This window comes from Amycolatopsis sp. NPDC059657 (genome assembly GCF_042734395.1).
GTDB lineage: Bacteria > Actinomycetota > Actinomycetes > Mycobacteriales > Pseudonocardiaceae > Amycolatopsis.
In genome coordinates, this window is record NZ_JBHWEB010000021.1 from 1 (window position 1) to 13,488 (window position 13,488).

General features: G+C 68.4%; 12 protein-coding genes. 5 read left to right on the forward strand and 7 right to left on the reverse strand.

Going from position 1 to position 13,488, the window contains the following annotated elements; all coding sequences use genetic code 11:
- Nucleotides 1–125: 125 nt before the first annotated feature.
- The 4 genes from ACFV15_RS14145 to ACFV15_RS14160 form a co-directional block, all read right to left on the reverse strand.
- Complete coding sequence (locus tag ACFV15_RS14145) at nt 126–1,823, reverse strand: LpqB family beta-propeller domain-containing protein (protein WP_378350839.1); 1,698 nt, start codon at nt 1,821–1,823, stop codon at nt 126–128.
- Nucleotides 1,824–1,858: 35 nt separating this feature from the next.
- On the reverse strand, nt 1,859–3,577 hold the full coding sequence (mtrB, locus tag ACFV15_RS14150; protein ID WP_378350679.1) for an MtrAB system histidine kinase MtrB: 1,719 nt from the start codon (nt 3,575–3,577) through the stop codon (nt 1,859–1,861).
- Between the two features lie 7 nt (nt 3,578–3,584).
- On the reverse strand, nt 3,585–4,262 hold the full coding sequence (gene mtrA / locus ACFV15_RS14155; RefSeq protein ID WP_005150760.1) for an MtrAB system response regulator MtrA: 678 nt from the start codon (nt 4,260–4,262) through the stop codon (nt 3,585–3,587).
- Between the two features lie 206 nt (nt 4,263–4,468).
- Nucleotides 4,469–4,786, reverse strand: coding sequence for a bifunctional 3-phenylpropionate/cinnamic acid dioxygenase ferredoxin subunit (locus ACFV15_RS14160; RefSeq protein ID WP_378350681.1), 318 nt, complete (start codon nt 4,784–4,786; stop codon nt 4,469–4,471).
- A gap of 156 nt (nt 4,787–4,942) precedes the next feature.
- On the opposite strand from ACFV15_RS14160, the gene ACFV15_RS14165 reads away from it, so the two are divergent.
- The 4 genes from ACFV15_RS14165 (at nt 4,943) to ACFV15_RS14180 (ending at nt 10,515) form a co-directional block, all read left to right on the forward strand.
- On the forward strand, nt 4,943–5,716 hold the full coding sequence (locus ACFV15_RS14165) for an IclR family transcriptional regulator (protein ID WP_378350682.1): 774 nt from the start codon (nt 4,943–4,945) through the stop codon (nt 5,714–5,716).
- A gap of 124 nt (nt 5,717–5,840) precedes the next feature.
- Nucleotides 5,841–8,282 carry an FAD-dependent oxidoreductase gene (locus ACFV15_RS14170; RefSeq protein WP_378350683.1) on the forward strand — a complete coding sequence of 814 codons (2,442 nt, stop codon included), beginning with the start codon at nt 5,841–5,843 and terminating at the stop codon, nt 8,280–8,282.
- Between the two features lie 2 nt (nt 8,283–8,284).
- Nucleotides 8,285–9,406 (forward strand): N-methyl-L-tryptophan oxidase, encoded by a 1,122-nt coding sequence (solA, locus tag ACFV15_RS14175; RefSeq protein ID WP_378350685.1) that lies wholly within the window; start codon nt 8,285–8,287, stop codon nt 9,404–9,406.
- Nucleotides 9,403–10,515, forward strand: coding sequence for an aromatic ring-hydroxylating dioxygenase subunit alpha (locus tag ACFV15_RS14180; RefSeq protein ID WP_378350687.1), 1,113 nt, complete (start codon nt 9,403–9,405; stop codon nt 10,513–10,515). Before solA ends, ACFV15_RS14180 begins: the two co-directional genes overlap by 4 nt.
- A 138-nt stretch (nt 10,516–10,653) precedes the next feature.
- Here the strand turns inward: ACFV15_RS14180 and ACFV15_RS14185 are convergent, their stop codons facing one another.
- From ACFV15_RS14185 to ACFV15_RS14195, 3 genes are all read right to left on the reverse strand, one after another.
- Entirely contained in the window at nt 10,654–11,286 is a 633-nt protein-coding gene (locus tag ACFV15_RS14185; protein WP_378350688.1) for a dTMP kinase, read from the reverse strand.
- Nucleotides 11,287–11,359: 73 nt separating this feature from the next.
- Complete coding sequence (locus ACFV15_RS14190; RefSeq protein ID WP_378350690.1) at nt 11,360–11,617, reverse strand: hypothetical protein; 258 nt, start codon at nt 11,615–11,617, stop codon at nt 11,360–11,362.
- Nucleotides 11,614–12,099 (reverse strand): papain-like cysteine protease family protein, encoded by a 486-nt coding sequence (locus ACFV15_RS14195; RefSeq protein WP_378350840.1) that lies wholly within the window; start codon nt 12,097–12,099, stop codon nt 11,614–11,616. Before ACFV15_RS14195 ends, ACFV15_RS14190 begins: the two co-directional genes overlap by 4 nt.
- Before the next feature lie 327 nt (nt 12,100–12,426).
- Between ACFV15_RS14195 and ACFV15_RS14200 the strand changes: the two genes are divergently transcribed.
- Nucleotides 12,427–13,488 (forward strand): hypothetical protein (locus tag ACFV15_RS14200; protein WP_378350692.1); only part of this gene is annotated, 1,062 nt, incomplete at its 3' end.

The following is a 13,488-nucleotide window of genomic DNA, read 5'->3' on the forward strand; positions in this document are numbered from 1 at the left end:
CAGCAAGCTCGTCATACGACGGACGCACATCCCCGGTCACGTGGTGATCATCGCAGCACCACGATCACCACGTGACAGAGACCTGACTAGTTACCCGGCCGGAACACTCACGACCCAGTGCCAGGTCAGCCTGGGTAGAAGGGGCGGGCGTTCTTGACCGTGCGGGCGTGCGGCCGCCAGACCTCGCCCAGCTCGCTCGCGACCCACAGCCCGTTCGAGTCGGCGACGATCGTCGGCTTGTTCGGCGACGCGGTCACCCCCTGCACGGGCGCGGTCAGGTTCGAGCTGTTGAACCCGTCCATCCGGCGCCCGTCCACCGGCACCTTCACCACCGGCTGCGAGGTCGAGCTCGTCACCGCGACCAGCGTGTCCTGGCTCGCCCAGTCCACATCGGTCACATTCGTCAGATCGGCGTTGCGCAGGCTGCGCGGCGCCGTCAGCCGAACCCCCTCCGGCGTCCGCACGACGGCGGCGACCATCAGCTTGTCCGCCACCACGGCGGCGACCCTGGCGCCGTCCCGCGACAGCCTCAGCGCGGAGATCTTCCCGAGATCGAGCAGGTCGGTGGCGTTGACGCCCTGCGCCTTCCACTTACCGTCGCCCGTCAGGACCGCACGCAGCACCGTGGTGCCGTCGACCGCCGTCCACACCTCGGCGCCGCCGGTGGCGGCCCGCCAGGTCGGTCTCGTCAGGAACGCGCCTTGCGGGGCGGAGACCACCTCTTCCTGACGATCGAGGCCCCCGATGCGCAAGACCATCCGGTCCCCGGAGAGCTTCTCGACCGTGGCCAGCCGCTTGCCGTCAAGGGACTGAGCCGCGCTGACCACGTCGTGATAAGCGTTGCCTGCCACCGGTTTACCGTCGAAGAGCGAGAAAATCCCGCCGTCGGCCGTGTACATCCCGCTCAGCTCCGGCGGCGCGCCGACCGGATAACTCGCCAGGTCGTTGACGCGCCAGGCGTCCTTGTCCGGCAGGATCGGCTTGCCGTCGGACAGCACCTTGATCCGGCTCGTCGTGACGTTCTGCAGCGAGAACACGATCTGCGCCAGTATCAGGCGTTTCTTCTCGATCGGTGGATCGCCGAGTCCCGTCAACGGCACCACGAGCGACCCGTCGTCGACGCCCTTCACGTTCTGTTCCAGCCGGGCGTCCGGCCCGAGCAGATTGATGACCGCGCCCTTGAGCGCCTCGGACGGCCCGTCGACGACGAGGTCCATCACGCGGTTGGGCAGGCCCGACTGCGGCTTCGCGAAGACGTACCGCAGATCGGGCACGAAAACGCCCGAGTCCTGCGAGAAGAAGTTGACCGCGACCTTGAAGTAGTTGGCCGAAAAGTCGCGCTCGGTGATCACCAGGTTGTTCGACAGCGGCCCGGTGATCCGCCACTGGTTGTCGGCCTGCAGCCGCACGTGGACCGGCAGGATGTAGTCGCCGCTCGCGGGCACGGCCGGGATGAACGCGCTGTCCTGGCCGAGCGTGCCGACCATGAACCCGCGGACGAGGACGACCTTCTCGTTCGGGTCCGCGGTCTGCTCGGGCTCCGGCGCGTAGACGGTGCCGAAGGTGTCTTCGATGACTGTGAGGCCCTTGACCGGGGCCCAGGACTTACGAGTCTCCTCGTCGAGGTAAACGCTGGCGGTCGGCGACGCGTTGCCGCCAGGGGCAAGCGCGCTGGCCTTGATGAAGTCGCGGACGACCGTGAGCGCGTCCAAGCCTTTCTCAGGCTCCTGCGGGGTCTGGACGGCCTGGGCGGGCCGCTCGCCCGAGAGCACGACGGGCTGCATCTCGGCCGGGATGTTGGCGCAGCCGCTCGCCAGCAGCATGACCGCGAGCGCGATGAGCTTGACCGCGGTCTTCTTCACCGGCCTACCTCCTCATGGTCGGCCAGGATGGCTTCCTGCGCCGGTTGGACCTCGAGCAGCCCGACGTGGCCGTTGAGCGGCTCGCCCGGGGTGAAGTCCTCCGGCGGCAGCGGCAGCGGACTGCTGGTGAACGGCGTGTCCTGGCGCAGCGGCAGGGTCAGGCGGAAGCACGCGCCCGCGCCGACCTCGCCCCACGCGTCCAGCTCGCCGCCGTGCAGCCTGGCGTCCTCCTGGCTGATCGCCAGCCCGAGCCCGGTGCCGCCGGTGCGGCGGTTCCGTGACGGGTCAGCGCGCCAGAAGCGGTTGAAGACCAGGTCGGCCTCGCCTGCCCGCAGGCCGACGCCGTGATCGCGCACGGCGATGGCGACGGCGTCCTCGCCCGCGACGACGCGCATCTTCACCGGGCGGCCCTCGCTGTGGTCGACCGCGTTGGCCAGCAGGTTCCGCAGGATGCGCTCGACGCGGCGCGCGTCGATCTCGACCGGCGTCTCCTCCTCGGGCAGCTCCAGCTCGATGACGCTGCCCGCGTTGCTGGCGATGCCGCGCACCTGTTCGGCGGCGCGGCGCGCGATCGGGCGGATGTCGATGAACTCGGCGGCCAGCTCCTCGACGCCGGCGTCGAGACGGCTGATCTCCAGCAGGTCGCCGAGCAGCGCCTCGAACCGGTCGAGCTCGTCGACCAGCAGCTCGGTGGACCGCGCGAGGCCTGCCGGGAACTGCTCACGCGAGGCGTGCAGCACGTCGGCGGCCATCCGGACCGTGGTCAGCGGGGTGCGCAGCTCGTGCGAGACGTCCGAGGTGAACCGGCGCTGCAGGCCGCCGAAGTCCTCGAGCTGGCGGATCTGGCGCTGGATGCTCGCGGCCATCTCGTTGTAGGAGACGGCGAGTTTCGACAGGTCGTCCTCGCCGACGACGGCGAGGCGTTGTTCCAGGTCACCGCCCGCGAACTGCTCGGCGGCCGCGGCTGCCTGGCGGACCGGCCTGACCACCTGGCGGGTGACCAGGTTGGTGATCGCGGCGAGCAGGAGCAGCAGCACGAGCCCGCCGACGAACAGCGTGTTCTGCACGGTCGAGACGGTGTTCTGCTCCGCGGTGAGCGGGAAGAGCAGATACAGCTGCAACGGCGTCAACCCGCTGGTCACGGGCGCGCCGACGATCATGTACGTGGTGCGGGTGCCGTCGTTCTCGACGGTGTGGATCTGCAGGCTGAGCTGGTTCGACTCGACGAACTGCCGCAGCCGGACCGGCACCTTGTCGTAGTTGCCCGCGAAGACGGCGTCGGCCGCCGCGTTGCGCCCGCCGGTCGCGAGCACCGGCTCGAAGGTGCCCGCCGCCGAAACCGGGCCGTCCTTCGCCCCCGCCGAGCTGCTGGCCAGGCCTTTCAGCGCGTTGGTGAGCCTGTCGCGCATCGTGTCGGCGGGCTCGGCGCCGATCCCGACCAGCTCGGTCGCGGCCGCCTCCGCCACCGCCTGCGTCTGCGCCACCGCGGCGTTCTGCTTGGTGGTGATCAGCCGCTCGGTGATCTGGTTCTGCAGGACCATGCCCAGCACGAAGACCACCGCTGACGACAAGGCCAGGGTGGACACGGTGACGCGGAACTGCAGCGAATGCCGCCACAACTCGCCGAACGCGACCGAACGGCGGCGGCCGAAGACCGACACCCGTCGGATCAGCTGAGCCGCCGCGGCCGCGAACGCACGGAACCGCTGTCTCATCCCCCGATTATGGCGGGCCCGCCTTGTACCCGACCCCGCGGACCGTCAAGACGACCTCGGGGTGTTCCGGATCCTTCTCCACCTTGGAACGCAGTCGCTGCACGTGGACGTTGACGAGCCGGGTGTCCGCGGCGTGGCGGTAGCCCCACACCTGCTCCAGCAGCACCTCGCGGGTGAACACCTGCCTCGGCTTGCGGGCGAGCGCGACCAGCAGGTCGAACTCGAGCGGCGTCAGCGGGATCGCCTTGCCCTCGCGCGTCACCTCGTGGCCGGGCACGTCGATCGCGAGGTCGCCGATGGTCAGCGACTCCGCGGGCTCCGCCTCGGTCCGGCGCATCCGCGCGCGAACGCGGGCGACGAGTTCCTTGGGCTTGAACGGTTTGACGACATAGTCGTCGGCGCCGGATTCGAGGCCCAGCACGATGTCCACGGTGTCACTCTTGGCCGTGAGCATCACGATCGGCACACCGGACTCGGCGCGGATTGCCTTGCAGACGTCGATGCCGTTCATGCCGGGGAGCATGAGGTCGAGCAGCACCAGGTCGGGTTTCAACTCGCGCAGCGCGGGCAGCGCTCGCGAGCCGTCCGCGACGACGGCGGTGTCGAACCCCTCCCCACGCAGCACGATGGTGAGCATCTCCGCGAGTGCGGGGTCGTCGTCGACCACCAGGACACGTGCCTTCATAAGGACATATTCGCACTGAAGTGTCTCAGCGCGTGCACGACCCGGCGCTTGACCACCAGAAAGATCAAGATTCCCTCTTTCCGCTGCTCCGAACGGGTGCCTCAGGCAAGCGGAAGGCAAGGCACTTTTGTCGACATATGAAGAAACGGGAGTCGGATCATCCCGGCGTGGGATGTAAGGGTGGGACGCAAGGAAGGACTCGTGCCTCAGGCGACGCCGGTCTGCACCCCAGTGTCCACATAGATCACTCCGTCGGCGACCACCACGGGATAGGTGCGGACGGGGTCGTTCGCGGGCAGGCAGAGCGCCTTGCCGCTGCGCAGGTCGAACTGCGCGGCGTGCAGCGGGCATTCGATCGTGCAGCCTTCGAGCCAGCCGTCGGCGAGTGACGCGTCCTGATGGGTGCAGGTGTCGTCGATCGCGAAGAACTCACCGTCGCTGTGGAACACGGAGATGGGGACGTGCGCGACAATACGGATCGCCTCGCCGTCCGGGAGGTCGGAGACATCGCACGCTCTGATCATCAGGCCCTCCTGACGAACTAACCCAATGTTTCGTGAATGTTGCGCAGGGCGAGACGCGTTCTGCCCTCCGCAACGATCGGGCCGGACCCCCTGTCCCGTCAAGAGGGTCCCCCGGTCAGATCAGCGGAGTTTCGCAAAACGCCATACTGTTGCGCTATGCGGAACTCCGAGGGTCCTACTCAGGTGCAGTCCGTTGACCGGGCGATCAGCGTGCTCGAAATACTCGCCCGCGAGGGCGAAGCGGGCGTCACCGAGATCTCGGTCGAACTGGGCGTGCACAAGTCGACCGTGTCCCGGCTGGTGAGCGTGCTCGAGGCGCGCGGACTGGTCGAGCAGCTCGGCGAGCGCGGGAAATACGCCATCGGCTTCGGCATGGTGCGCCTCGCGGGCGCCGCCACCGGGCGGATGGACCTGGCGAAACTCGGCCGTCACAGCTGCCAGTCGCTGGCCGAGACGCTCGGCGAGACGGTCAACATCGCGGTCGCCGACGACGGCGTCGCGATCAACATCAGCCAGGCACGCGGCGCCGCGGCGATCAGCACGCAGAACTGGACCGGCCAGCGCACCCCGCTGCACGCCACGTCCAGCGGCAAGGTGCTGCTGGCGAACATGGACGAGGCCGAGCGGCGCAAGCTGCTGCGCCGCAAGCTGGAGCAGTACACCCCGCGCACCACGGTCGAGCCCGCCGAGCTGACGCTGGAGCTGGACCGGGTGCTCGAAGAGGGCTACGCCGCCTGCTTCGAGGAGCTGGAACTCGGGCTGCACGCCGTCGCCGTGCCCATTCTCGGGCCCGGCGGCGAGGTGATCGCCGCGATGAGCGCTTCGGGGCCCTCGTACCGGTTGTCGAAACAGCGTGTGCGACAGATCGTGCGGCCGATGACCCAAGCGGCGGAAGAACTTTCGTCGCAGCTGGGGTACTTCAAGTCTTAGTCATTTCACGAGCCCTCTTGGCCTATTGACAGCACCGTCTCGCATAACGCACCTTGTTGCAGAAGACGGAACACCTCCGCCTGCATCTTGGTCCTTTGTGGACGTCTGACCAGGAGGTTCTCGCATGGCCGTCACACCTCGCGTCGTGCTGATCGGGGCAGGCATCGTCGGCTGCGCGCTCGCCGACGAGCTGACCGCACGGGGCTGGACCGACGTCACCGTCCTGGAGCAGGGCGACCTGTTCGCCACCGGCGGTTCCAGCTCGCACGCGCCAGGCCTGGTCTTCCAGACCAACGGGTGCCGGACCATGACCGAGTTCGCGAAGTACACCGTCGCGAAGTACTCGGAGCTCACCCTCGACGGCCGGTGGTGCTTCCAGCAGGTCGGCGGCCTCGAGGTCGCGACCACGCCCGAACGGCTCGCCGACCTCAAGCGAAGACACGGCTGGGCCACGGCGTCCGGTGTCGAAAGTTCGCTGGTCGGGCCCGGCGACTGTGCCGCGCTGCACCCGCTGGTCGACCCCGCGAAGGTGCTCGGCGGGTTCCACATCCCGAGCGATGGCCTGGCCAAGCCACTACGCGCCGCCGAGGCGCAGGCCCAGCTCGCGATCGGCAGGGGCGCCCGGTTCCTCGCGCACCAGAAGGTGATCGCGATCGAGCGCTCCGCTGGCCGCGTCACCGGTGTCACCACCGAGACCGGCACGTTCCGCGCGGACGTCGTCGTCTCGTGCGCCGGCATGTGGGGACCGCTGATCGGCGGGCTCGTCGACCTCACCGTCCCACTGGTGCCGATGGCGCACCAGTACGCGCGCACGACCGCGTTGCCGCAGCTCAGCGGGCACAACTCCGAGCTGAGCGAGGCGAGCAAGCCGATACTGCGGCACCAGGACGCCGATCTCTACTTCCGCGAGCACGTCGACCGGATCGGCATCGGCGCGTACGGGCACCGGCCGATGCCGATCGACGCCGCCGAGATCGCCGATCCGCGCACGTCAGCGGGTATGCCGTCGGAGCTGACGTTCACCCCTGCCGACTTCGACGAGTCGTGGGCCGCCGCCGTCGACCTGCTGCCCTCGCTGGGCGACGCCAAGGTCGAGGAGGGCATCAACGGCCTGTTCTCGTTCACCCCCGACGGCATGCCGCTGCTCGGCGAGCATCCGGGGCTGGACGGCTTCTGGCTGGCCGAAGCCGTCTGGATCACGCATTCCGCGGGCGTCGCGCGCTCGATGGCCGAATGGCTCGTCGACGGGCAGCCGCGACTCGATCTGCACTCGTGCGATCTCGCGCGGTTCGAGAAAGTCCAACTGGCGCCTGACTACGTGCGGGCACGCAGTTGCCAGAGCTTCGTCGAGGTCTATGACGTGCTGCATCCCTTGCAGCCCATGGAAGATCCGCGGCCGTTGCGGACCAGCCCGTTCTACGAGCGGCAGGCCGAGCTCGGCGCGTTCTTCCTCGAAGCGGGCGGCTGGGAACGGCCGCACTGGTACGAGGCGAACGCGAACCTGCCCGAGGTCGACCGTGTCCCGCCGCGCAACGACTGGGCCGCGCGGTACTGGTCGCCGATCGCGGGAGCCGAGGCGATGGTGGCCCGCGAACGCGTGGCGATGTTCGACATGACCGCGTTGAAACGGCTGGAGATCAGCGGGCCCGGCGCGTTGCCGTTCCTGCAGACGCTGACCACGAACCAGCTCGACAAGAAGCCGGGCGCCGTGACGTACACGTTGCTGCTCGGCGAGGACGGCGGCGTGCGCAGCGACCTGACCGTCGCGCGGCTGGACACCCAGCGGTTCCAGGTCGGCGTGAACGGCAATCTCGATTTCGACTGGTTCTCACGGCATCTGCCCGGCGACGGCACCGTCCAGATCCAGGAGACGACACCGGGCACCTGTTGCATCGGGCTGTGGGGCCCTCGCGCGCGCGACCTGCTTCAGCCACTGTCCACAACGGACTTCTCGCATAAGGCACTCGGGTATTTCAAGGCGTGCAAGGCATACATTCGCGAAGTGCCGGTGACCGCGATGCGACTGTCCTATGTGGGCGAACTCGGCTGGGAGCTGTACACGACGGCCGACATGGGCCGCAAGCTGTGGGACATCCTCTGGGAGGCCGGGCAGGAGCACGGCGTCATCGCGGCGGGGCGCGACGCGTTCAACTCGATGCGGCTGGAGAAGGGCTACCGATCGTGGGGCACCGACATGACCGCCGAACACGACCCGTACGAGGCCGGGATCGGCTTCGCCGTGCGGATGGACAAGGGCTACTTCATCGGCCGCGACGCCATCGAGGGCCGCTCCGAGGCGACCGTCTCGCGGCGGCTGACCTGCCTGACCTGGGATGACGCGCACGCGGTCGTACTGGGCAAGGAGCCGGTGTTCGTCGCGGGGCGGCCGCGCGGCTACGTCACGAGCGCGGCGTACGGGTACACGATCGGCAAGAACATCGCGTACGCCTGGCTGCCCGCGTCGATCGACGGGCCCGTCGAGATCGAGTACTTCGGGACACGCATACCGGTCCAGGTCTCGGAGGAACCGCTGTTCGACCCCAAGATGACCCGGCTGAGGAGCTGACCTTGCGGCACGACACGATCGTCATCGGCCTGGGTGGCATGGGCAGCGCGGCCGCCTACCGCCTCGCGCAGCGCGGCCACCGGGTGCTCGGGATCGAGCAGTTCACCCCCGTGCACAACCTCGGGTCCAGCCACGGCGGCTCGCGGATCACCCGGCAGGCATACTTCGAAGACCCTGCCTACGTGCCGTTGCTGCTGCGCGCGCATGAGCTGTGGGAGGGCATCGAGCGGGATTCCGGGATCGATGTCTTCCACCGCTGCGGCGGGATCATGATCGGCAAGCCGGATTCGCGCACGGTCGCGGGCAGCCTGCTCAGCGCCCAGAAATGGGACCTGCCGCACGAACTGCTCGAAGCGGCCGAGATCCGCGACCGCTTCCCGACCATGCGGCCTGCCGACGGGGACATCGGCCTGTACGAGGCAGGCGCCGGGTTCGTCGTGCCCGAGTCGAGCGTCGCCGCGCACCTGAAACTGGCCGAACGCGCGGGCGCGGACTTGCACTTCGAAGAGAAGGTGCTGCGCTGGTCGACGGACGAGTCTGGGGTGCGCGTCGAGACGTCTCATGGGACGTACGAGGCATCGCAACTGGTGATCTGTCCAGGGGCGTGGGCGCCGGAGCTGCTGGCCGAGCTGGGCATCGAGTTCACGATCGAGCGGCAGGTGCAGTACTGGTTCGCACCGTCGGACGTGACCGCGTTCCAGCGGCATCCCATCTATATCTGGGAAGGCGAGGCCGGACGGCAGTTCTACGGCTTCCCGGCTGTCGACGGCAGCGTGAAGGTCGCGTTCTTCCGCGGCGGGCAGATCTGCACGCCGGACACGATCGACCGCACGGTCCACGCCGAAGAGATCGCCGACATGACCGCGTTCGTGCGGGCGCGGATGCCGTCACTGCCTTGGGAATTCCAGCGCGCGGCGACGTGCATGTACACCAATACGGCGGACGAGCATTTCGTCATCGCACGGCACCCGTCGCGTGAGCGCGTGGTCGTCGCGTGTGGTTTTTCGGGGCACGGCTTCAAGTTCGTGCCCGTGGTGGGTGAAATACTGGCCGACCTCGTCGAGGGTGGCACCGCGCACCCGATCGCCCTGTTCGACCCCGCTCGTTTGACAGGAGCAAGATGACGGCGCTCCCGCCCAGCCTGCTGGCCACGCTGCCCGGCCGTTACTACACCTCGCCGGAGATCTTCGCCGAAGAGCAGGCATCGATCTTCGAGAACATGTGGTTCTGCGCGGTCCGCAGCGCCGATCTTCCCGCGGCTGGCGACTTCCGCACTGTCTCGGTGGGACGTGAAAGCATCCTGGTCAGCCGAGGACGCGACGGCGCACTGCGCGCGTTCCTCAACGTCTGCCGCCATCGCGGCGCGCGGGTGTGCACGGAGGAATCCGGAACGGTACGCCGCGCGTTCCAATGTCCTTACCACGCTTGGACTTACGGCCTCGACGGCAAACTGATCGCGGCCCCGAACCTGACCAGCACCCCCGACGTCGACCGCGTCCGCTACGGACTCGCCGCGGTTCACCTGCGCGAGTGGCTCGGCTACGCGTGGGTGTGCCTGGCACCGGAGCCGCCTTCCTTCGAAGACGACGTGATCGGCGCGGCCACCGCGCGGCTCGGCGACGCGGACGCGATCAAGCACTACGAGATCGACGAGCTGTCGGTCGGCCGTCGCATCACCTACGACGTGCGCGCCAACTGGAAGCTCATCATCGAGAACTTCATGGAGTGCTACCACTGCGCGACCATCCACCCCGAGCTGACCGAGGTGCTCCCGGAGTTCGCCGGCGGCTACGCGGCGCAGTACTACGTCGGGCACGGCGCGGAATTCGGCGACGGGATCGACGGGTTCACGATCGACGGCTCACCCGGGCTGGGCAAATTGACGGGCGTGGCACCGGAGCAGGACCGGCGCTATTACGCGATCACCGTGCGGCCGCAGGTGTTCATCAACCTGGTGCCGGATCATGTGATCTTCCATCGGATGTATCCGATGGCCGCGGACCGGACCGTGGTCGAATGCGACTGGCTGTACTCGAAAGACGTTGTGGCGTCCGGGAAAGATGTGTCGCGGTCGGTGGAGTTGTTCGATCGCGTGAATGTTCAGGACTTTGAGGCTTGCGAGCGGTGCCAGCCCGCGATGTCTTCGCGGGCTTATGCGGAGGGCGGGGTTTTGATGCCTTCCGAGCATCACATCGCCGAGTTTCATGACTGGGTGCGGGAACGGTTGAAGTAGTTTGCCGGGCTTTGGCTGGGCGCGGTTTGGGCCGTCGGGTGGCCGAAACCGCGCCCAGCCGGACTTGTCGAACGCTTCGCCCACTCGGGTCACCCGGCGGCGGGGATGGGGAGCTAAGGGCGGCGCGAAACGTGCTGGTCAGGCGAGCAGGGTCGCGGCCAGTGCGACGGGGTCCGCCCCCGCGACGTCGTGCCAAGGCGCCAGCCAGGACTCGGCCGCCAGCTGGTCGTACACGCCCGCGCAGCGCTGCTGCAAAGCGTCGTCGGACTCGAAGGCATCCTTCGGCCGGTCCGCCTCCGTGCGAGCCCGATGCTCCGCGCGAGCCGCCGCGACCTCGGGCGAGACCCGCAGCAGGAGGTGGGCGTCGGGCACCGGCAGGCCGAAGCGGTCGACCTCGAGCGCGCGGACCCAAGCCACGAAGGGGCCGGAAGCGTCTTCGTGCAGGCGCGCCGCGCCGTAGGCGGCGTTCGAGGCGACGTAGCGGTCGAGGAGCACGATGTCGTGGCGGCCGCGGAGGACGCGGATCTCGTCGGCGGCGCCGGAACGGTCGAGCGCGTAGAGCATGGCCATGCCGTAGACGGAGTCGGCGAGGTCGCCGTGGCCGCGATGCAGTGCCTCCTGGACCAGGTCGGCGTGCACGCTCTTGCCGTAGCGGGGGAAGGCGAGCGCGGCGACGCTCGCGCCCGCGGCGGTCAACGCTTCCGTCAACCCGTTCGCGAGGGTGCGCTTGCCAGCGCCGTCCAGTCCTTCGATGACTACCAATCGGCCCACGGGGCAACACTACGAGGTGGTTGACCGGCAGGCTCGGCGGGTGCAGGGGTCCTCGCCGAGCCTGCCGGTACGTCTAGGCGGGCCGTCGCCTGGCGTACAGGCAGTAGCCCGCGGCGACCAGGAGCGCGATGCCGCCGAAGACACCGAACGGCGTCCAGTCGAAGGCGCGTTCCGAGGGCGGCGGGCCCGCCTCCCCGCGTGGCATGACTTGGGGGGCGAGGACGGGCCGGTACTCCATCGTGTGCGCGGACACCGTGGTCGTGGCGCCAGCGGAAACTCCGGTCACCAGCAATCCGGTGATGATCAGCAAGGCAAGCGTGAGCGCCTTCATTTCGCGATCCCGGTGAGTGTGTGGGTCCAGGAGAAGCTGCGGTTGCTCGAGTAGAAGGAGTAGGTCGAGAGGTTGTAGCGGCTGTTCGTCGGCCACGGGTCGCCCCAGTAGACGCGCTGCTGGACGCTGTCGTAGCCATAGACGACGTGGATGTGGCCGCCGCCGACGTTCCAGCCGATCCGGGTCTGGATCGGCCTGCCCGCTTCGATCTGGGCTTTGATGTCGTCGTAGCCGACCCGGTCAGCCAGGTAGGTCCCCGGCGACGAGAAACCGAGTGAGGCGTACGCGTGCTGGGCGTCGCCGAGCGTGCCCGCCGTGTTCGCGCAGGTGGCACCTGACTCACCGTGCGCGAGCTGACAGAAGCGGGTCTGGGTGATCGTGGCGCCGTGGAAGGCGGCGATAGTGTTGCCGGAGCCTGCCCAGCACCACTGGGTCTGCTCCTGGGCCTGCATGACGATGCCGAGTGAACGGGCGGCGGGCATGGCCTGTGCCTGGACAGGCGGAACGAGCCAGAGCGTCAGGCACGCGGCTCCGATGACGCGCGCCTTCGAGTAGACCTGCACCCATGGCCTCCCGTCCGAACCCCCGCCGAACTTCGGTTCGTGACAAATCTGGTCCGCGACAATCACCCTGAGCAAGAAGGTCACCCATCCGAACGGATCGTTCCGCGTCAACCCCGGAACGCGGAACGGTCACCCCAGCGTGGCCAACACCCCTAAAGAGCGGTCGGAAATGCCGGACGGCGCTGCTACCGTGAACGTTCCGCGGTGTTCACGCCCAGCAAACACTCGTTAGTGAAGGGGCAGTTGGTGACACGAGAGGGTGACGCCCACACTGTCGTCGAGAACGGCCGACGCCCCGCAGAGCCGTTGCCACGCGAGCTGGCCGACGCGCTCCGCTCCGGCGAGTTCCACCATGCGCTGCGGTTGGCGATCGCTCACCGAGGCTTGTCGCTGGCCCGTTTGCGCGCCCATCTCGGCCGCCGCGGTGTCCACGTTGGACAGTCGACGCTGAGTTACTGGCAGCGCGGGCTCCGTCAACCGGAAGTACCCAAGGCTCTGCCCGCCGTGCGCGCTCTGGAGTCGGTGCTGCAGCTGCCGCCGGACGCCCTCGTCGTGCTGATCGGGCCGCGCACCTCACGTGCCAAGGCGCACCAGCTCGCGGTTTCGTTCTCCGACCTGCGTTCCGGGGAAATGGGCTCGATCGTCGACCAGCTGCTCACCGAGCTCGGCGCGTACCCGTCTTCGCGGTACAACGCCGACCTGGAGCTGCTCTGGGTGCACGACACCATCACCTTCGACGCCGAACATCGCCAGCGCAGCCTGCACACCCGGCTCGTCGCCCGAGCCAGGCGCCAGGGTCCCGACCGGTACATCACCGTCTACAACGGCGACGAGGGCTGCGACATCGAGGGCGTGGAGCTGGTGACCGCCGAGGGCTGCCGGATCGGCCGCATGCGGCGCCATCCCGGCAGCGACACGCTGGCCACCGAGCTGCTCTTCGACCGCAAGCTCGCCGAGGGCGAGATCCACGTCTTCTGCTTCGAGGTCCGCGACGACTCCGGCTCCGCGTCACCCGGCTACTACCGGATGCTGCGCGACCAGTGCGCCAGCTACCTGGTGCAGCTGCGCTTCAACCGGCGCGCGCTGCCCGCCCGCTGTGTCCGGCAGGTCCGCACCCGTGACGACGCGATCCCGGTCGAGTCGGAGGAGCTGCCCTGCGTCATGGGCGGGGTGACCAGCGCCTACTTCCGCGACGCCGGACCGGGGTTGGCCGGCGTCGCGGTCGAGTGGTGGTGGGGGTGTTTGCCCGGGGTTAATACCCCGCGCAAAAACAAAAAACAAGAAATGAGGAAGTGTGGTGGGGGTGTT

What these genes read in the sequence shown, in the direction of transcription:
- ACFV15_RS14145 (WP_378350839.1), bottom strand. Translation starts at nt 1,823, where the DNA reads ATGCTGCTGGCGAGCGGCTGCGCCAACATCCCGGCCGAGATGCAGCCC.
- mtrB (WP_378350679.1), bottom strand. Translation starts at nt 3,577, where the DNA reads ATGAGACAGCGGTTCCGTGCGTTCGCGGCCGCGGCGGCTCAGCTGATC.
- mtrA (WP_005150760.1), bottom strand. Translation starts at nt 4,262, where the DNA reads ATGAAGGCACGTGTCCTGGTGGTCGACGACGACCCCGCACTCGCGGAG.
- ACFV15_RS14160 (WP_378350681.1), bottom strand. Translation starts at nt 4,786, where the DNA reads ATGATCAGAGCGTGCGATGTCTCCGACCTCCCGGACGGCGAGGCGATC.
- ACFV15_RS14165 (WP_378350682.1), top strand. Translation starts at nt 4,943, where the DNA reads ATGCGGAACTCCGAGGGTCCTACTCAGGTGCAGTCCGTTGACCGGGCG.
- ACFV15_RS14170 (WP_378350683.1), top strand. Translation starts at nt 5,841, where the DNA reads ATGGCCGTCACACCTCGCGTCGTGCTGATCGGGGCAGGCATCGTCGGC.
- ACFV15_RS14180 (WP_378350687.1), top strand. Translation starts at nt 9,403, where the DNA reads ATGACGGCGCTCCCGCCCAGCCTGCTGGCCACGCTGCCCGGCCGTTAC.
- ACFV15_RS14190 (WP_378350690.1), bottom strand. Translation starts at nt 11,617, where the DNA reads ATGAAGGCGCTCACGCTTGCCTTGCTGATCATCACCGGATTGCTGGTG.
- ACFV15_RS14195 (WP_378350840.1), bottom strand. Translation starts at nt 12,099, where the DNA reads ATGCCCGCCGCCCGTTCACTCGGCATCGTCATGCAGGCCCAGGAGCAG.